Annotated in this window: 18 protein-coding genes; 5 read left to right on the forward strand and 13 right to left on the reverse strand. The window is 41.9% G+C overall.

Annotation, left to right across the window (positions count from 1 at the left end; translation table 11 throughout):
* Window positions 1-75 precede the first annotated feature (75 nt).
* Both PQ461_RS01485 and PQ461_RS01490 read left to right on the forward strand, forming a co-directional pair.
* Window positions 76-1815, forward strand: a complete 1740-nt coding sequence (locus PQ461_RS01485; protein ID WP_274207854.1) for an FAD/NAD(P)-binding protein — start codon at window positions 76-78, stop codon at window positions 1813-1815.
* Window positions 1815-2384: a DUF1543 domain-containing protein gene (locus PQ461_RS01490; protein ID WP_274207855.1), complete on the forward strand. Its 570-nt coding sequence runs from the start codon at window positions 1815-1817 to the stop codon at window positions 2382-2384. The genes PQ461_RS01485 and PQ461_RS01490 overlap by 1 nt, the downstream gene beginning before the upstream one ends.
* A gap of 16 nt (window positions 2385-2400) precedes the next feature.
* On the opposite strand, the gene PQ461_RS01495 is transcribed toward PQ461_RS01490, so the two are convergent.
* The 13 genes from PQ461_RS01495 to PQ461_RS01555 all read right to left on the reverse strand — a co-directional run bounded on the left by PQ461_RS01495 (window position 2401) and on the right by PQ461_RS01555 (window position 17330).
* Window positions 2401-5898, reverse strand: a complete 3498-nt coding sequence (locus tag PQ461_RS01495; RefSeq protein WP_274207856.1) for a PAS domain-containing protein — start codon at window positions 5896-5898, stop codon at window positions 2401-2403.
* 219 nt (window positions 5899-6117) lie between these two features.
* Window positions 6118-7011, reverse strand: coding sequence for an SDR family oxidoreductase (locus tag PQ461_RS01500; protein ID WP_274207857.1), 894 nt, complete (start codon window positions 7009-7011; stop codon window positions 6118-6120).
* 72 nt (window positions 7012-7083) lie between these two features.
* Window positions 7084-7671: a Crp/Fnr family transcriptional regulator gene (locus PQ461_RS01505; protein WP_274207858.1), complete on the reverse strand. Its 588-nt coding sequence runs from the start codon at window positions 7669-7671 to the stop codon at window positions 7084-7086.
* Window positions 7672-7727: 56 nt separating this feature from the next.
* Window positions 7728-9581, reverse strand: coding sequence for a glycoside hydrolase family 35 protein (locus PQ461_RS01510; protein ID WP_274207859.1), 1854 nt, complete (start codon window positions 9579-9581; stop codon window positions 7728-7730).
* 248 nt (window positions 9582-9829) lie between these two features.
* Window positions 9830-10870, reverse strand: a complete 1041-nt coding sequence (locus tag PQ461_RS01515; protein ID WP_274207860.1) for a sialidase family protein — start codon at window positions 10868-10870, stop codon at window positions 9830-9832.
* Between the two features lie 89 nt (window positions 10871-10959).
* Window positions 10960-11340 (reverse strand): VOC family protein, encoded by a 381-nt coding sequence (locus PQ461_RS01520; protein WP_274207861.1) that lies wholly within the window; start codon window positions 11338-11340, stop codon window positions 10960-10962.
* Between the two features lie 20 nt (window positions 11341-11360).
* Window positions 11361-11897, reverse strand: coding sequence for a DUF4199 domain-containing protein (locus PQ461_RS01525; protein ID WP_274207862.1), 537 nt, complete (start codon window positions 11895-11897; stop codon window positions 11361-11363).
* A 100-nt stretch (window positions 11898-11997) separates the two neighbouring features.
* On the reverse strand, window positions 11998-12465 hold the full coding sequence (locus tag PQ461_RS01530; RefSeq protein ID WP_274207863.1) for a response regulator transcription factor: 468 nt from the start codon (window positions 12463-12465) through the stop codon (window positions 11998-12000).
* A gap of 31 nt (window positions 12466-12496) precedes the next feature.
* Window positions 12497-13033, reverse strand: coding sequence for a P-loop NTPase family protein (locus PQ461_RS01535; protein ID WP_274207864.1), 537 nt, complete (start codon window positions 13031-13033; stop codon window positions 12497-12499).
* 62 nt (window positions 13034-13095) lie between these two features.
* Window positions 13096-13935 carry a universal stress protein gene (locus PQ461_RS01540; protein WP_274207865.1) on the reverse strand — a complete coding sequence of 280 codons (840 nt, stop codon included), beginning with the start codon at window positions 13933-13935 and terminating at the stop codon, window positions 13096-13098.
* 120 nt (window positions 13936-14055) lie between these two features.
* Window positions 14056-14499 (reverse strand): MarR family winged helix-turn-helix transcriptional regulator, encoded by a 444-nt coding sequence (locus PQ461_RS01545; RefSeq protein ID WP_274207866.1) that lies wholly within the window; start codon window positions 14497-14499, stop codon window positions 14056-14058.
* Between the two features lie 93 nt (window positions 14500-14592).
* Window positions 14593-16215, reverse strand: coding sequence for an ArnT family glycosyltransferase (locus tag PQ461_RS01550; RefSeq protein ID WP_274207867.1), 1623 nt, complete (start codon window positions 16213-16215; stop codon window positions 14593-14595).
* Window positions 16216-16568: 353 nt separating this feature from the next.
* Window positions 16569-17330, reverse strand: coding sequence for a response regulator transcription factor (locus PQ461_RS01555; protein ID WP_274207868.1), 762 nt, complete (start codon window positions 17328-17330; stop codon window positions 16569-16571).
* A 146-nt stretch (window positions 17331-17476) separates the two neighbouring features.
* On the opposite strand from PQ461_RS01555, the gene PQ461_RS01560 reads away from it, so the two are divergent.
* The 3 genes from PQ461_RS01560 (at window position 17477) to PQ461_RS01570 (ending at window position 19957) form a co-directional block, all read left to right on the forward strand.
* Complete coding sequence (locus PQ461_RS01560) at window positions 17477-18238, forward strand: DUF3667 domain-containing protein (protein ID WP_274207869.1); 762 nt, start codon at window positions 17477-17479, stop codon at window positions 18236-18238.
* A gap of 105 nt (window positions 18239-18343) precedes the next feature.
* Window positions 18344-18979, forward strand: a complete 636-nt coding sequence (locus PQ461_RS01565; protein WP_274207870.1) for a TetR/AcrR family transcriptional regulator — start codon at window positions 18344-18346, stop codon at window positions 18977-18979.
* A gap of 111 nt (window positions 18980-19090) precedes the next feature.
* Window positions 19091-19957, forward strand: a complete 867-nt coding sequence (locus PQ461_RS01570) for an SDR family oxidoreductase (RefSeq protein ID WP_274207871.1) — start codon at window positions 19091-19093, stop codon at window positions 19955-19957.
* Window positions 19958-20203 lie beyond the last annotated feature (246 nt).

A 20203-nucleotide genomic window follows, 5' to 3' on the forward strand; every position in this document is an offset into this window, starting at 1 on the left:
AAATGCTGGTTTAAAACAAAGACTTTAGTGGCTGGTTATTTATGCTGCTTTGCTGATACTTCAAATTTACTTGCTTTGAAACTTTACAACCCCAAAAACAACCAACATTTACGTGTTGCCATAATCGGCGGTGGCCCAAGCGGCATGTTCATGTACAAGCGCCTGATAGAAAACGGCGATCATCATTTAGTAATAGATATCTACGAAAAAAGCGGCAGCCTCGGTAGCGGCATGCCTTACAGCCATGCCGGTGCAGCGGATGAACATATCACCAACGTCTCCGGTAATGAAATACCCGATATGGTCACCTCGGTTTCAGAGTGGATTAATACTGTACCCAAAGACACGCTTGATAAATACAATATCGATCCGGCAAAGTTTAATGATTATAAGGTACTACCCCGCTTGTTGTTTGGACAATACCTGAATGCCCAGTTTAAGCTGCTGCTTGAACTGGGAAAGGCAAAGGGTATCAACACGGAGGTGTTTTACAACAGCGCGGTTGCTGACATTAAAGATGACCGTGAAAAGGAAGAAATATGGGTAATACCTGCACAGGGTGAAAAGGCAGCATACGACCGTGTGATTATTTGTACCGGGCACTTGTGGCCTAAAAGATATGAAGAGCAGGTAACTGGTTGGTTTGATTCACCTTATCCACCTCAAAAAATCGCTATTAAGGCCAATCATGCTGTTGCCGTGCGGGGTTCATCATTAACAGCAATTGATGCCATACGCACACTTGGCCGCCATAACGGTGTTTTTGAAAAGAACAGTGATGGCGTGCTAACTTTTAAAGTGAATGATGACAGCCCTGATTTTCGAATTGTTATGCACTCAAGAAATGGCTTGCTGCCGGCAGTACGTTTCCATCTTGAAGATACCCATTTAGGTAAGGATACGGTTTTAAGCCACGAAGAGGTAGAAGAAAACAGAACTAAGAACGAAGGTTTTCTGTCATTGGATTATGTGTTTGAGCAAAATTTTAAAAAAGGAATTCAACAGCATGATCCTGCATTTTACGAAAAAATAAAGGACATGAACATGGAGGCTTTCGTGAGCCATGTAATGAATGAACGGGAAAAAGCCGATCCCTTTGAACTGTTAAAAGCAGAATACGACGAGGCCGAACGCTCCATCAAACGGCACCAGTCTGTATACTGGAAAGAGATGCTGGCTATTTTAAGTTTTGCCATGAACTATCCGGCAAAGTATTTCTCGGCAGAAGACATGCTGCGCCTACAAAACACGCTGATGCCTTTAATTTCTGTTGTGATTGCCTTTGTGCCCCAAAGCTCGGCCGAAACATTAATGGCTATGCACAATGCTGGTAAACTAACCATGATAGCTGTTGGTGATGACAGCGAAGTAAAGCCTGATGATAAGGGCGGCGTGATATACAGTTATACAGATGAGCATGGCGGGTCGCATGTAAATCACTATGAAACTTTTGTTGACTGCATTGGCCAGCGGCACCTGGCATACGAGGATATTCCTTTCAAAAGCTTGATTAATGAAGGTACTGTTAGCAGGGCAAGGCTGCGCTTTAAAAGTGCTGAGGCAGGTAAAGAATTGCTTGAAAAAGATGGACAACCGGTTACCAAAGATAGCAAGGGTAATTATTATCTTACCGTGCCCGGTGTTGCAATAAACGACTACTTCCAGGCGGTTGATGATTATAATGCTTATAACGAGCGCCTTTATTTCATGGCCGTACCATTTATCGGTGGCTTTAATCCAGATTACTCGGGGCTTGACTTTGGTGAAGCTTCATCACTGGCAATTGTGAAAAGGCTATTAAATTTGCCTGAATAATGGAGGATTATAAACTATTCATGGTTTTGCTGGGTTCAAAGGCACCTGCCCGTAATGTGGAGCAGCACGACTATTTTTTTGGTATTGCCACATCGATAAAAGAACTTGTGCCTGCCATGAAAGCTTTTTGGCCCGAGGCTGGCAATAGTTTGCATATAGATGGCTGGCGCGAAGTAACAAGCGTTGAGGGCTATGCTGTAAAAGTGGTGCCCAAATCAGGGGGAGTGGGAGCAACAGGGCAAAGATTGTTTTTTATTAACCTTGGCGGATATCAGTCTGGAAAGCTTGAAGAGCAGCATTATAATTTGCTTACCGTACAAGACGATCGCAAAAAAGCCATGTCTGTATCAAAACATACATCCTTTTTTAAGCAAAGCACCATAGCAAAGTTAAAAGGGGCTACTGCACATGTCGACGAAAAGTATGGGGTTGACGTCGATGACATCTACCGCATTGAAGATGTCCTTTCTCCCGAACAGAAAGCCGCCTGGCATATCCAGCTTACGTTGCAGCCAGATTTGCCAGACGACGAAATCATACTCGGTTATTTTAAGCTGGATAAGCTTTAAAGCATTGCAACCCTGCTTATTTCAAAGGCAGCGTAAACCAAAAATTACTTCCCTTGCCTAATTCGCTCTCCACGCCAATTTTACCTTCGTGGCGGTGGATAATTTCTGCCGAAAGATACAAGCCAATGCCAAATCCTGATATATGTTTTGCATGCTGGTTTTCTACCCTGTAATAGCGTTCAAATAATTTTTGCTGGTCTTCGGACTTTATCCCCATCCCTTCATCTTTTACTGATACTTTGGCCTCATGGTCTGTAACGCTGCAACTGAGGTGTATTAGCTGCCCCTTTTGCGAATATTTAATAGCGTTACTGACCAGGTTAGTAATTACAGAGCCAATTTTATCCATATCGGCATGAACAGGAATGTTTTCACAAGGCGTAAACTGAATATTATGTGATCCTGACATCAGATTTGCTTCTTCGATAACGCTTGTGATCAGATCATTTAAAAAGAAATCCTGTTTTTCTAATTGTATCTTTCCGGATTCAAGCCTTGAAACGTTAAGGAAACCATTGATCATGGTGCTCATCCTTTTTGCCTGCTGATTAGCTTTGCTCAGTGCATCTGTAGTAAAACCGTCTTGTTGCTTTCTGGCTTTAGACAGTAATACTTGCAAATAAGCAGTTAAGGATGTTAATGGCGTTTTAAGCTCATGGCTTACCATGCCAATAAAATCGTTTTTCCTGATCTCGTCAAGCTTTTGTTCGGTAATATCAAGTACGCTACCTACAAAGCGTACCGGTTTATCGTTATCGTCAAAATAAGCCTTGCCTTTTGCCCTTAACCAGCGTAGCTTTCCATCATCCATGCCAACGGTACGGTATTCCACATCGTAATCGCCATTGCTGAGGGCTTTGTTATATACATTATCTATAACCTTTAATATGCGCTCGCGGTCTTCGGGATGCAGTCCGTTGATGAAATCCTTTTCATAGGTTACTTCATCATTATGGCTTACGCCAAACAGGGTACGGCAACGTTTATCCCAAAATAATGTTCCTTTTTCAAGGTCCATATCAAAGCTACCCAGTTCAGCGGCATTAAACGCAAGTTTTAAAGAGTCCTGCGCCTGCTCTAATGCCTTGCGCGACTTTACTTGCGGTGTAACATCAATTGCTACAACCATTATTGCATCGGTATTACCCCGGCTATCAAATAACGGCTGATAAACAAAGTTAAAGAAGTACTCTTCCAGGGTTCCGGCATGCTCTAATAAAGCTTTTGACTCGTCTCCCCTGTAAGCCACGCCGGATGTATAAACATCATCAAGCAGTTTAAGGTAGGCCTGCCCCCTGAGTTCGGGCAGGGCATCGGCCAGGTTTTTACCTATAATGTCAGCAGATTTACCCCAAAGTTTTAAAATAGAAGTATTGGCTGCTTCGATAATCAGTTCGCGCGTACGTAATACACCTATAGCAACAGGGGCATCCTGTATCAGCGAACGGAAACGCGATTCGCTTGCGGCTAATTCGCTTACATAGTTTTCGAGCCGGTTTTGTGCAAGGTATAATTCTTCGTTGGTGGTTTGCAGCTCTTCGTTAGCAGAAGCAAGTTCTTCATTTGTTGCACTGATTTCTTCATTCAGCGACTGCTGCATGTCGTAGCTTTCCTGCAAAAGCTGCCGCGAACGAACCATGTCTGTAATATCGGCTGCGGCTACAATAATGCCGCTTACGTTGCCTTTTTCGTCCTTCAGCGGATCGTAATAAAAGCTAATGTACCGGGTAAGGCGGCCTTCTTCCGTATCAAGATAAAATACTTCCTCCTCCTGTCCGTAAGGTACGCCGGTATCATAAACCTGTTTTAACAGTGCCGGGAAAGGTTGGTCAACGAGCTCTGGTAAAATAGCTAACAGTTTATGGCCAAGAATGCTATCAAGGTTTTTGTTCCACAGCGCTGCTAATTGTTCATTAGCAACCTCTACCACATATTCATTGCCCCTTAAAATCATTAAGGGATAATGAGAAGCCATTACCAGTTCGCGCAGGTTACGCTCGCTTGCTTCTGATTGCTTGCGGGATTCTACCAGTTGTGTTACTTCGTAAACAAAAGCCATTATACCCTCGGTACTGCCATCAGCAGCAAACCGGGGTTGATAATAAAAATTAAAGTAGCGGTCTACAACTGCTGTGCCTTCTGCCGTGGCAATAGGAGCATGTATTTCCTTGCCTTCATAAGCCTGGCCGGTATGGTAAACATGTCGTAGGATCTCACCAACAGGCTGGTCTTTAATCTCGGGCATGGCTTCAAATATCGGTCGTCCAAGCAATTGCCTGTCTGGCAGCAGCTCCTGGTATGGCTTGTTTACCAGTTCAAACACCAGGTCTGGGCCGGTTAAAATACAAATACCTGCGGGCGCCTGCATAAAAAAGCGTTTCAGTTTATCGCGTTCTTCTGCAAGTTGAAATGTGCGTTCCTGCACACGGTCTTCCAACTCGGTGTTTAATTTATGCAGATGCTCCTGTGTAAGCTGCAACTCTTCGTTTACTGCTGCCAATTCTTCATTTGCAGCTGCAAGTTCCTCATTAATGGCCAGCTCGTTCTGATAAGCTTCGCTTGTTTGATAGGCCAACGCATTGTTTAGTATGGTGCCTACATGCATACCAACGGCTTGCAAAAAGTTACTGTATTCATTGTCCAGCCTTTTGCGTGCCGAAATGCCAAATAATAAATAACCCTTAAGCCTGGCCTCGCCGGTTGCAATAGGTACAATTAAAGCTTCTTTTACAGGCTCGGGCCAGTATTGGTGTGTCGGCTCCTGGAAAATAGATTGTATATCATTAATGTAACCATCGTGCAGATTGATAAGGGCACTGATGTTCAGGTCATGGGCGGCTAAGAAGTTTTTAGCTGATAGCCCTGATGAGGCCGATAAAACATATTTATACTCTTGTGGCGAAATGTAAAGCGCAAAAAAAGGAATATCAACCTTTGCGTTTTCAAGTATACCTTTGATTACCGCAGTGGCTTGTGATTGATCATGTGAAACATACTTATTAGCCATTAACTGGTTAATGACCTTTGTGCGTCGCTCATGGATTACCTTGAACGTAGTTTCTATAACGGCGTTAAATATACCGCCGGTTGAACCATCCTTAGCTTTTACAGGTGATAATGTATAGTCAAAGAAGCATTCTTCTGTATAACCATACCTGTACATGTATAATGGCGCATCCGGGCGACGATACGATTTACCTTCTGAAAGCACTGATTCAAATTCGTCCTTAATTCCCTCCCATATCTCCGGCCATACCACAGCACCGGGTTTGCCTAATCCCCAGGGATGCTTGTCGCCAGGTATACTGCTCCAGGAATCATTGTATATCAAACTGAAATCTTTGCCCCAGTAAACTGCAATCGGAAATCCCGAGTTAAGAATAATGCTCACAGCAGAAGTAAGGCTATCCGGCCATGTATCCGGTGTGCCAAAGCTGGTTTTTGACCAATCTGTGTTACGGATCAGCTCCCCCAACTGTCCGCCACCTTCCAAAAAGGGATATAAATTAGGCACCGTAAAAATAGTCGATATAATAGGTAAGTTAATTAAACGCAAATAAACAACTTTGAGTAAATACTTTATGCATTCACTTAAGTTGTAAACAATATATTTTGTTAAAGATTTAAAAACAGTTTTGTTTGGTTTACCGGCGACTTCTTTTCAATTTTTTTAAAAAACAAGCGGCGCTGCCAGTATTATCAGCAGCGCCGCACAATTAAATACCGTTATTTTCTATTTTTTAAAATAGTGCCCTGCTTCCAGATCGGCCATTAGTGAGGGCCCTTTAGGTTCCCAGTTTAAAGCAGCCCGCGTTTTTTCGCTTGATGAGGGGCAGTTAAAACTTGCATAGTGTAAAAACCAGCCGAAATGTGCTGCAGCCTCTTCGCCGCTCTTACTTTCAACAGGTAATTGCAGGCCTTTGCCTATGGCTTCTGCAATTTCGCGGAATGGTATTCCCTCTTCTGCCACAGGATGGAACACTTTTAATTCAGGGCGTTTTTCGATAATTAGCCGGTATAAAGTTGCTGCATCTGAACGGTGGACAGCAGGCCAGCGGTTACTGCCATCGCCAACATATGCCGCCATACCTTTTTCCTTGTCCATGTTAATTACCATTGGAATAAACCCGTGGTCGCCTTTATCGTGTGTAGTTGGTGGTAAGCGCACAATGTAAGCATCAACGCCTTGCGCTGCTGCGGCACGGGCCGCCTCTTCTGATGCTGCACGTGGCATCACTTCAGAACTTTGGGGTAGTTCATCTTCAGTAACGATATGGTCTGATCTTAGCAAGCCAACTCCTGACGTTACTACTAAAGGTTTTTCAGTACCCCTTAGCGCTTCACCCAGTGTCGCGATTACCTTACGGTCGGTTTCGCAGTTGTCTTTAAATTTCGAAAAATCGTGGTTAAAAGCGGTGTGAATTACGGCATCACACTGCATTGCCCCCTGTTTAATGCTCTCAAGGTCGTAAATATCGCCATGGTGAACATCTGCTCCGGCGGCTTTTACTTTTTCAACAGAACTTTCAGACCGTGCAAGGCCTAACACCTGGTGCCCTGCTTTAATTAAATCATCTACAATGGCCGAGCCTACAAATCCCGAGGCTCCTGTTACAAATACACGCATAGGTTCATTTATTTATTGTAACACAAAATTGCAGCAGCGCCATTTACTAAACATGGTCAAATGACCATAATTCTATTTTGTGGCAAGCAGCTGTGCATGGCGGATACGGGTAAGTGTTTTTAAGGAGATACCCAGGTAGGCGGCTATCATTTTTAAAGGCAACCTGGAAAGCATGCCGGGATGCTGCTTTATAAAGTCCTCATATTTTTCTTCGGGCGTGGCACTAAGCGCAGTAAGCAACCGCTGGCGGCTGTTATAGATGTTTCGGGATATGATCTTTTCCGACAGTGATTTTAGCTTAGGGCTTTCGATGAGCAGAGTATTAAAATCATTTTTTGTCCACTGTAAAACCTCAGTTGGTTCTACCGCGCAAATACTGTAACGCGCAGGCGATAGGTTATCGTAACTTTCTGCATCCAGTGTCCAGGTTAGCTCCGGCGAGAATTGCAGGATGTGTTCGCTACCATCGGGCGCTGTTCCGAAATTGCGGAGCATCCCTTTTAAAACAAATGTTTTATGTCGGCATATTTCGCCTTCGCGCAGTAAAAATTCATTTTTACGAAGTTTCCTTTCCTTAGCCAAAGCGCTGATACGCGCAACTTCGGCATCAGACAGATCTGTTAAGGATTTTAAATAGTTCTCAAACTCCGGAAACGCCATTATCAAATGTAAACAACAGATTTTCCCGAAGCAAGAGTTGGGCGTATTATCCTAATCTACTTTACAGGGGCATCAATAACAGGCTTGTTCACCGTGCTGATACTTTTTTGTATGGTGTCATTCAGCTGATCCATGATCAAAATACTGTTAACGCCTTTTTTAAGCCAGCAACCCGGAAGATACAGCGTTTGCTGCGGCCCAGCATTCCAGTACCTGCCTAAATTGATGCCATTCACAAAGATGATTCCCTTACCCCAATCTTTCGTATCTATAAAGGTGTCACCTGTTTTGCTTAAAGTAAATGATCCTTTATAAAGTGCAGGTGCGCTTTTTACAGCATGTGATGCTGTATTCAATGCAGGTACTGTACTCATTGGCAATTTATACATTTGCCAGTTGCCGGTTATTTTTTGCCCGTCAATTTTTACATCGCCGGTGATACCTTTCAGGTTATGCACAATCTCGGCGCCATAATTAATGCGGCCCATGTTTTCAACTAATAGGTCGAGTGTGCTATTGGCTGGTATATCAATTTTGCAGGTATACACATTGCTTTGCCTGTTTAATTCGCCCACCCGTTTGCCATTGATATAAACTGTTGCATAATCCCTTATGCCCGGTATTTGCAGCTCGCCGCTGATGGCTTTGTTAAATTTGCGGCTGTAAAGCACATAGCCATGCCCCTGGTTAAGGTCTTCAAAAGTGCGAGGGGTATCGCTTACAACTGGCTTCTGTTTCTTAGCCCAATCCAGCAAATTAGCCGAAGTAGTAAGCTTAATGTTTTTTATTTCGATTACCGGTGGGGCCGCAGGGATGGCCGGAACAGGATAATCAACATGGTTTTTGATCAGATTGCGTATAGCAATATATTTTGGCGTAGCCCATCCTGCTTCGCTAACAGGGGCGTCGTAATCGTAGCTGGTAATATCAGGCTGTATATTGTGCTCTTTGTTGTAGTTTGCGCCACTGGTAAAACCAAAGTTGGTACCACCATGTGCCATGTAGATATTAAACGATACCGTATCTTTTAAAAAACTTTCAAGGTCTTTAATGACATTTTCCGTTGGTACTTTCTCAAACTTTTCGCCCCAATGATCTAACCAGCCGGGATAATATTCGGCTACCATATAAGGACCCTTGCCGCCGTTAAATTGCTTAACCAGTTTTTTAAGATTAGCAGTATTGGTTTCCCCGTTGGCGGTAGGTAATGCCCCTGCTATGGTACCACCGGCAAACAGCCAGTCGCCATCTGAAGTAAACAGCGGAACATCCACACCTGCTTTCAAAAGCATATCCTTTATAGCAGTGCTGTAAGCTTTATGATCTTCGAGCGGAATATCCTTACGCTGATCTACATAAGAGCCGAATTCGTTTTCGGCCTGTATCATAATAATAGGGCCGCCGTGGGTGATCTGCAGATCTTTAACCTGCCCTAAAAGATGATTGATGTACGTACGGCAGGAATCTAAAAAGTTTTTGTTCTTACTTCTGATCACCAGGTTATGATCTTTTTGCAGCCACCAAGGGTAGCCGCCAAACTCCCATTCGGCACAGGCATAAGGACCGGGACGTAGAATTACCATCAGGCCTTCCTGCTGTGCGGTTTTAATAAACTCTCGGATGTTGCGGTTGCCTGTTTTGAAATCCCAAACGCCTGGTGCAATTTCATGATGGTTCCAGAAAACGTAAGTAGCAACAGCATTTAAGCCCATTGCTTTAAGCATTTTTAAGCGGTGACGCCAGTAGGGCTGCGGTATACGGGCAAAGTGCATTTCGCCCGAGTGTATCTGTACAGGCTTTCCGTTTAAAACGAAACTGCCATTGTCTATTGTAAAAGTGTTTTTAACCTGGCTATAGCTGTTAGCACTTGCCATGATGCCAAGCATCAGTATTAAAAGAAGCTTTCTCATTGTTGCTATAAACATACACATTTTACGCGCCGGTCTTTAATTTACCTTGTCGCTAAGATTTACGGTTTTGTATATTTTCTGTTGGGCTTAGTCTATTGCGTTTTTATGGCCCGGCTATTGTTTGTTCCTTTAAAGTGTAAACAAATAAGGGTATGAAGAAACTACTGTTAACATTTATGGCTTTTACCGCATTGCTGGTAGGCATTGTGTTTGAAATATTGTTCGGAAGTAAAATAAACAAGTAAACGCTATTTTATTTCCTGCATCACTACATGCTTTATATTTTTTCTGTTGTAGGTATAAGTGATGTGTATCAGCCCGTCTTTGGTTTGAATAATTGCCGGGTAACTGTATTCCTCTTTGTCGCCGTTTTCAAGTACGGCAATGTCTTTCCAGGTTTCGCCGTCGGTTGAGCAAGCCACTCTTAATTTGCCCCTGCCATTATACCAATCTTTACCAGGTACGTCCGGGTTGTAAACAATCAATTGCTTGCCGCTTTTTAAGGTTACAGCATCGGTGCCTGAGTTTGGGTTTAAGAGGCTCGTCGCAGAAATTTTGCTCCAGGTTTTGCCATCATCATCCGACCAGCATTGCGCCACCGCGCCTTGTTTGCTGCGCATCAGCAACTGCAATTTATGGTCAGGGTATTTTAAAATGCTTGGCTGTATCACATCGAACGCTTTGGCGGTATCTAAGGGGATTATCGACCATGTTCTGCCATCGTCGGTTGATTTCTCCAAATGGGCTTTCCACCTGCCGTTAGCTTCTTCCACACTTGATGGTGAAAGGATAAGATTTTTACTTATTTGCACAGGCTTATTTTTGATAGGGCCTAAAATGCCTTTGGATAGTTTAACAGCTGCCGACCATGTAACGCCATTATCATTTGATGTTTTGTACATCCCCCACCACTCGCGCGGGTTGGGGCCTACTTTATAAAACAAAAACAGTTTGCCTTTAGGGTCTTTAAAAAGTACAGGGTTCCAGGCAGGGTAGCGTAAGGTGTCGCTCACCATACCATCGGCAACAATATGCGGTTCGGGGTTTTTAATACCAAGATCAGTAAGCCAGATGGAAACATCTTTTTTGCCTTCTTGCGAACCGCCAAAGCAAGCCATTAATAACCTGCCCGATTGTGTTTCAATAATAGTTGAAGCATGGCAATTATTAAAAGGTGGGTTGTTAAAAACAAGCTCTGACTTTAAAATTTTAAACTCGTCCTGTGCCATCACTAATTTGAAAGTGGCAAATAGAAGCAATGTTATAGCAAGCGCTTTTTTAGATAGCATTTCGTTGTCGCGGTAAATACAGCGCAATATAGCTTGCTACACACTTAATCAGGTTGTATTAATAAAATTTAATGTTTACGGGGTAAAAGCTATTCGTCGGCTGGCTCCCACAATTCAATGATATTGCCTTCCGGATCCATTATGTGGACAAACTTTCCATAATCATAAGCAGCTATTTCATCTACTACGGTTACGTTTTCTTTCTTCAGATCTTCTACCAATGCTTCAATATTTTCCACACGGTAATTGATCATGAAAGGTTTTTCAGACGGGGCGAAATGATTTGAATCGTGCGAAAAGGTAGACCATGTTGTGGAGCCTTTTTTTGAGCTGTCTTCAGCATCTACCCATTCAAAAGTTGCACCGTAATCGCTGGTTGGTAAGCCGAGGTTTTTAGCATACCAATCGTTCATGGCCTTTGGGTTTGCGCATTTAAAAAATACACCGCCAATTCCTGTTACTTTTTTCATATGATTTATCGTGTTTAAGTTTAATTGTTTGATGTTGAAACCTGTGCGTTTCTTTTGAGCAGCAGTGCGCAAAGCAGCGACATGGTTATACCTACCGGAAGTATCTCGGCATAGGTTGCCATAGCGTTGTAAAGGGGATTTTTATATTGCTGCATATAAGCCTGCATGTCGGCCATTTGCTTGTTTAGCTCTGCCGCGCTAACACCTTTGGCTATCAGTTGCGCACGCATGGCAGCCATGTACTTTTCGCCAAAGTCAGGAAGGAAATAATAGAAATTAATCATCCAACCCACAGTGTATACCGTTGAGGCAATAATGGTGATCAGCAATGCGATTTGCAGGGCTTTCCCAAAGCTGATGCTTCCGTTGCCAAACTGGTCGCGATAGTTTTTTACCCCAATAAATATCAGCGAAAATGCGACCACCATGGAGGCATACCCAAACCATACACGTGCGTTAAGCGAGACATCTTTGCCAAGAAAATGATCGCCGTAAATGCTCCATAAACTACTGATCAGCCCGGCGGTAATACCACATATAAAAATGATCCTTTTCATTGATTAGGTTTTAAATATGCCTCAAATATGGACGATCAATCACTTTTGGCGTTCACCCTTTCGGGTGATTTTGAAAATTTTGTATGGTTTATGGGTGAAATTAAGGAATCAATCGCAGCTTTCGTGCATTTTTAATGGCCTCGGTACGCCGGGTTACTTCAAGTTTCAAGAACAGGTTTGAGCTATGGGTTTTAATGGTATTTAGCGAAACGAACAGCTTTTCGGCAATTTGCGGGTTGGTTAATCCATCGGCCATTAATTGCAATACCTCCATTTCACGTTTACTTAAACGCAGACGGTCAATTTCAGCTTGATTGACTTCAAAAGGGCTATCGAAGCTGGCTTCTTTTTCTAAAATGATAGTTTGAACCTTTGGTGAGATTAATTTAGTCGCTATCCAGATGCCTAAAGCAGTGAATAATATGGCTATAATGCCACCATAAATTTTAAACGCTTGCTGCTGAAAAATAAACTGCCACTCGAGCCATCTCAGTATAATAAACAAAACACCAAGGCTTAAACCGTAGATGAGCAATTGCCTGTATTTGTAAATTAGTTTTAAGAGCATTGAAATTGATGTTTGGCACAAGCCATTATACTTATGCCTTTAAACCCCAAAAGCGGTAATAGTTTTTAAGTTGTTTATATGAAGCTAAGTATAAAAGATTAACCTTGCTTTCATTAATTAAATTACGGTATTTCGGGCGGTTTTTAGGCGCAGAGAAAATAATATAACGGATCAGTGCCCAGCTGAATTGGCTTTTAGCACCCGGCAGATTGCCCGGCCTTTTGTCGGCGTTTTTGATGCTTCGTTTTATATATCGTGTTATAGAACCACCCACCCCAAAGTCAAGCCATATCACATAGGTAGCCTTCGCAAACCTGTCTTTCATCAGGAAGCTGTAATTCCCTTCAATGATCCATTGATTGTTTTCAATGAGAAATTGGTGATGGTCTTTTTTTAACAAGGCTTTATCCCGCACTTCCCAATTAGTATTTGGCACATGTGCTAACTGATCAAGATGGCAAACTGCATAGCCTAATTTTTGCCCTAAAGTTTTTGCAAGGGTAGATTTACCACTGGAGCTGGGGCCAATGATGCAAATTCGTTCTCCCAGCTCTTCTAAAGTTAACATGCAGGCTTATTTATGATCAGCTAAAATAGCAAAAAGCAAATAGCCGATGTTAAATGTAAGTCCTACTTCATAATAAAAACCGGGTAGTTGGTGTTTTGTGCCAGGCCTTCTGAAATGCTCTGGTGTGTAAGCCTGTAAAAGAAACTATGGCTGCCGGGTAAAGCTACAATAGCATCAACACCGCTTTCACGGGCGAATGATATGACCGAGGCGACAATATCCTTATCGCCGGAATAAGCTACCGTAAAGTGGTACTTATCCATAAATGCTTTTAGTAGCTGCTCCTGTTCCTGTTCTTTTCCTAAGTACTTTTTTTCCGGATCTACATTGTACACAATAACCTCTGTTTGCAAACTAAGTTCAGCAGCCCACAAAGTTTTTAATGATGAAAAGCGGTTGAGATTTTCAAAATCGCATGGAATAAGTAGCTTTTTAACAGGCTTAAATTTTGCCATTGGCGGTACCACCAGTACAGGTATCGGGCTTACACGGGCAATTTCAACAACATGCTCGCTAACCGAACCTTCAAACTCAGGCTTATTGCCGCCACTACCGATCACAATATAATCCGGTGATACATCAGCAACGGTTTCCAAAAGCCCTCTTACTATGGTTTGCTCCGTAAGTATCGACTCAATAACGACTTTGTTTTCGCAAAGCGCCGATAGCTTTTTTTCTACATTATCTAATTCTTTAAGGCTTTCATTATAAAACTCCTGTACTTCTTCGGTACTTATCTGTACCAGATCAGCGGAAGGTAAAATTTGCGCTAATGCCGAAACATAATAGCTTTTAAGCAGATATATGCGGGTGATATGATAATGTTTGCAAATGTCTGCAGCATAAGTAAGTGCGTTAGCGCAGGCAGGAGAATTATCGTAGGGAATTAACAGGCTTTTCATAACCATGAGGTAATAAGACGATCAAAGTTAAATATCAAATTGTTAAATATTCAACTATAATTGTAGCGTTTATGTCACAATGTGTTACTAATGGTCAAGTAGTAAATAATAGAGCGAAGGTTAGCAGGTTTTAAGATTATCTACCATTTTTTGAAGTAGCATGAGCAATGCCTGTGCATCTTTAGCTGGTACATCTCCAAGGGCTTTTCCATATGCCCGTGCAACACTTGGCTCCAAAAGATCTTTTAGCCTGGCACCTTCTGGTGTAAGGAATATTTTTTTGTTGCGCCTGTCTTGCTTGTCCTCAACGCGGGTCACCATGTGCCTTTTAACAATATTATCGATGAGGTAAGTGACACTGGATTTATCCCTCAAAGTAAGGTCTGCTATTTCCTGCTGGTTGATACCGTCATTTTGCCAAAGGACATACAGCACTTCCAGCATTTCAAAGGTGAGGTTGATGTCGTTTTCTTTCAGCATTGCCTGTATATATTGCCTGATCAGGGTGCGAATTTCCTGCATCGCTTTCCCCAGCTCAAGGCCAATATTTTTTTTGTCAACCATCCTTTAGTTAATCAGTGTTCACAAATATTATAAATATCAATGAGGTATCCGCATTAAAATACGGGCCGTATCAGGCATAGTCATGTGTATTTTTTAAAAAGGCGGCTCGCCTTTTAGCTGATGGTAAAGTGGCAAAAAGCCTACGGGCACTTTACTTTCGTGAAAGTTTTTGCAATAATATACCTGCAGGTTAAGTTCTGCACGGCCGTTACGTTTTACAATAATATCAGGCAATTGGGTTACACTGTCAAAAAATGGCATAGCGTCTTCCTGTATAGTACCTGCATGGTCCTGGCTGATCACCACCGCATCTTTACCAACCAGAGTAAGCGGATTGACCAGAAAAGCCAGGTTGCGCGGGTCGCGGTCAAAAACCACAACGGGTTTCTGCCCTTTTAAAGCCCAGTCTACCTTACCGGTAAGCCACCAGCGGGTGCCGCCTGCAAATACTTTATTGTTATTAAGCCAGCCTTCTTTTTTAAAGCGTGTAAGAATGTCATCATAATCAACCCCTTGCATGGTAGGGTCGCTGTTGCTGTTGCCCAGGCTAACCACCCATCTGGGGCCATAGGCTTGCCAGAAACCGGTAACTTGGTGCAGGTTAAGAATTGTAACAATAACTACCGTGAAGATAGTAGTAAACCGTAGCCATCTGCGGGTGCGCCTTGATGCAAGTGGCTCGTTACTGCTTAGACTTTGATCAATAGCATAACCCAAAGGCATAAATAACATTAAATACCCAGGTGCCTGCCAGTGGAAGTGATATTGCAGGTCGCTCCATAAAGTAACCAGTGTAAAAAACACAATGGGTAATACAGATGTCCACATAAAGAAGCTGTAAGTTTCGGATATTTTACGATCCTTATAACTTTTAACAAGCTGGCCCATTATAGGTACCCATATCCATGGCAGCAACCATACGGCTTGTCCGGCAATGCTGCGGAAAAACCAATCGAAGTGAAGCTTAAAGTGCCCATGCTGAGCGCCCGCCCGTGAACCCTGGAATACAAATGAAACCCAGTGGTTATGGTAGTTCCACCAGAATATGGGAAATGCAAATGCCAGCGAAATTAATATAGCCAGGTATGGCCCCGGGTGTTTAAGCCAATGCCTTTGATCTGTATTATTGATGATGAAGAGAAACACTCCCACAAACAGGAACAATACATGATATTTGCTTAGTGTGGCCAATCCCATGCTGATGCCGATCAGGATCCACAAAAAATAGATGTGTGTGTTGCTGCGCTTAGCCGTTGTACCGTCGCTGTTTTTATTAAACAATAGCTGGACTATAAAATAAGTGCTTAGCAGCCAAAAGAACATCAGCGGTGCATCGGGTTGAAACCAGCAGGCTACAGGGACTGTAAACACTGCGCTAAGATTTAATATCACTACCGCCCAAAAACCGGAACGGGCGTTAAAGATCATCCGGGTAATTAAGAAGAGCAGCCATGATGTACCTGCAAATAGTAATACCGATGGGAACCTCAGCCCCAAAGTGTTTAACCCTAATGTTTTAATGCTTAGCCAGCCTAACCAGAAAAATAAAGGTGGCTGATCAAAATAACTAAGGTCAAGCTGCAATGCCCCGCGAAAGTAATAGGATTCGCCTATGCCCAAACCGGTGTATTTGGCAATTAAAACGCGGATAATAAAAGTGCTGATAATGAGTATCAGCGTATGTTTTTGGGCAACAGTTTCAGTTGTGATTTTCATAAAGGGGTATTAATTGCAACGGCTGCCGCTATCAACATCAATGAAATTGCCATAGATCCTATTTAAAAAAAATTGTAAAAAGCTACGCCCTGGCACCAAACTGTAATGAGTAAAGCAAAAATCCGTGAGCCAAAAATCAATAAAAAGTAAAACATCCAACAGTAAGGAGTCAAACTATGTTAAAAAATGAAATTGTACTGAGAATTGAATGGCTCTTATAGGATTGGAAGTGGAAAAAATTAACTGAACGGAAATAATAACAGTCTCACCAAGTCTGATATTCACAATTTCAGCCACCTTTAGTTTTGGTCATTAGCCCGAATGAACGCTAATTCTGAAAATTGACTTCCCATCTAAATTATTTTACTGTCAATAGCGCGTTGCAGCGCTTCTGTCATGTTACCAACCTGCAACTTTTCAAATATGCGGCGCCTGTAATATTTAATGGTATCCGGAACTACAAACAGTTTCTCTGCAATGGCATTGATAGCAAACCCCCGGGCATGAAGCCGCAATACTTCCAGTTCCCTTTTGTTTAGCTGCGGAGTAACCGATTTGCGCCAAACGCCTTGTGCTGTATCTAATTCCCATCTTTCTGTAGTACCCTGCTTATAAATGTAAATGTTACCGGCATCTTTTTGATAAGAGATGGATACGATACACATGGCTAACTGTATCTTATTGTCGGCATTGATGAACAGCGGTGTAAGTTTATGGTTGATCAGCAACTGATCGCCGTCTTTAGTATTCAGATGAAAGTCGTAAGTGATCGTATACAGGCTCCGCTCCTCCGGGACGATCTTGTCATAGAAATCGAACCCTGCATTATTAATATTAGTAAGCAGTTCAAGGTCGCTTTCGGGTACGTTCCTGAAGTAAAACTCGTACCCCATTGCCAGCACTTCCCCGGGTGTATATCCGCATAAGAATAATGGGTTTTCAGAAACGTATTCGAATCCCATTTTTTCATAATCAATAATATAAATGCTTTCGTACGTCAGACGCGAAAAGGCGCTGATTGCAGGAAGGTAATCTTTTGGCTGGGGCCTTTGATTATCAGCTCCCGGCTTAATCTTATTCTTGGTAAGGAGGCTTGTAAAGTCTTTATGAGTCATAAAGTAATGTTGAAGGCAATTTACAAATCTACACGCTGGTGTAGTACCTCAAAATAATTTAATGCTCAATTTTAGGTTGTTGCTATTACCATTGGCAGCAGCATTAATGCAATAAATAAAGAACTACAATAACGAAAATAGTAAAGATGATGATGGAACATTTGGCGGCTAACTGTTTAAACTGCGGAAACCTGGTGACAGAAAAATACTGCGGCAATTGCGGGCAGGTTTCCAGTACACACCGTTACTCATTAAAGCATGTGGTTGCGCACGATTTTATACATGGTGTGTGGCATGTTGATAAGGGTGTTTTGTTTACGATTAAACAGTTATTTACTAATCCAGGGAACAGTACAAGGGCATACATACTGGGTAAAAGGGTTAATTACTTTAACTTCATAACTCTTATGCTGCTCATTTTGGGAGTATCAAGTGTGGTTGCGCATTACACTCATATTAGGATGATTGACCTAGTACCGGAGGCCAGTAAACATGCCATAAACGCGTTCGAAGAATTTTCTGTAAAATATCCTAAGGTAATATTGTTAATCACCATACCTATCACTTCTTTTTTTAGTTTGGTATGGTTTAGAAAAGCAAAGTTCAATTATGCAGAGCATTTGGTGCTAAACTCCTACAAAACTTCAGCAGAGTTAATTGTAGCCTTGCTGTTTACAGTGATCACCATCTTTTATACCAATATACAGGTACTTATAGGCATTTATTACATAGGCATTGCCGGCTTCACTTTCTTCTACGGGATATGGTTCTACTACCAGTTTTTCTCTAAATCAGGATATTCTAAAAAGGCCTTGCTGATCAGGTCCATCATGGTGTCGGTCTCTTTTCCATTACTTTCATTTCTGATCGGAATAGTTATCGGGATGATGAAGTTTACAGGGCATTAAGATACGAATTTCCATACTCAGGAAGCATTTAATAACACTGTTGTTCGTAAAGTCATCAACAAATTTTAATCAAATAAAACAAATTAAATCAACCGTTGTCATAAAATGACTAACGGTCACTTTATGCGTGTTAAAAATAAACATCTTCCCAAGCCAGACAGGGAACAACAAATTATCAATGCAGCAGATTATGTATTGACCAATGTTGGCGCACGGGATTTTACAATTGATAAAGTAGTGGCTCATTTGGGTGTAGCCAAGGGAACTATCTACAAATATTATAACAGTAAGGATGACTTGCTTGCAGAGGTGAGCGTTAAAGCACTGAATATATTACTTGACTATTTTAAAGCAGCTGTGGAGGAAGAAAACGATATGTTGGAAGCTTTAAAAGCACTAATACTGGCACTCTATAAATTCTACCTGAAGTATCCGAAACAGTTTGAGCTTTTTATTTATATGGAAAGGCCAGATTTTAGTAGTAATGTGCAAAACTATGTGAATATCAGCTTGCAACTGAAAAATCATTTTACCAGTTACCTGGTAAAATGCCAGTCGGCGGGCTTGATTAAAAAAGACTTAGACCCTTCATACTGTACTTATATGATTTGGGGAAGCAGTATGGGTTTGCTGAATTTTATAGAAGCTAAGAAAGTCTTTATTGAAGAGATTGTGAAACTACGCAGAGAAGATCTGCTTATAATGTACTCAGAAATTATAGTAAGCGGACTTAAAGCATAAATTTTTTTAACCCAAAAGTGACTGATGGTCATTTTTTGATCATGGTAAAGCATGACCTCCTGTGATATCTAAGCATTCAATTAAAAAAACAGAAAATAAAACGACGAAATTATGATTTTAGTAACCGGAGCTACAAGTGTTATTGGGCAAAAGCTATGTCAATTACTGGCTGAAAATAACAAAGCATTTCGTGCGATGTGCCGCAAAGAAGAGCAATTAGAAAAATTCCGCAAGCAGGGCATCGACGCTGTTTTGGGTGATTTTGAGAATCCCGAAAGCTTGAGAACGGCCATGAAAGGCTGTAGTAGTTTATTTTTGGTGAGCGCGCCTAATGAGAATCAGCTTGAATGTGAAACGAAGGCTATTGACGTGGCAAAAGAAGAACAGATTGCTTACATTGTGAGAGTTTCTGCCTCTGACGCAAATTTGAGGACATTAGTGCCCTGGGCAAAAGCTCACGCTTATATAGACCATCACCTTCGTGCATCTGGTATAGCGTGGACGATACTCAAGCCAACTGCGTTTATGCAAAACTTTTTAACCATGACCAAGCCAATCTCCAAAGGCTTTTTGCCGCAGGTTGGTGGTAAAGGGCTTGTGGGCTACATTGATGCGCAGGATATAGGTATTGTTGCTTATCATGTTTTAACACAAGACCATCACAAAAGGGCTACTTATTATCTTAACGGTCCTGAAGCTTTAGATATGAAAGAGATCGCTTTAAAAATATCAGAAGCTATAAGTAAAAAAGTACGGTATATACATCTGCCTTCATTAGCATTTCGCATTTTATTGAGGACATTCGGAGCATCCCGATGGTTAGCTAACGGACTTGTTGTACAATATGCAGAAGTGGTTGCAAAAAACCATGATCATGATCTTAGTGAAGAAGTTTATAGACTAACTAATTGTCAGCCGCGTTCATTTAGTGATTTTGCAAATGAGCACAAGGATGCTTTCTTAAATTTAAAATCCTGATGTAATGATAAACCATTAATTAACGGTCGATTTTAAAGCGTGCTGTATGTCGTAGGGTTAGGTCACTGTAAAGTTTATTGATCCAGGGAAATCAAGAGGTTGCTGTGGGTCAATAAGCTTTATGTATAAGACGTTACGCCATTAACCATATTCATATAAGGTCCGGCTTCTGCTGTTTTTAAGCCAGCTATAGCGGCTCCGTTAAGAAATACTTAACTAAGTATATAACAGCGCTAACGTGTTGAA

It is taken from the genome of Mucilaginibacter sp. KACC 22063, assembly GCF_028736115.1.
Classification (GTDB): Bacteria; Bacteroidota; Bacteroidia; order Sphingobacteriales; family Sphingobacteriaceae; genus Mucilaginibacter.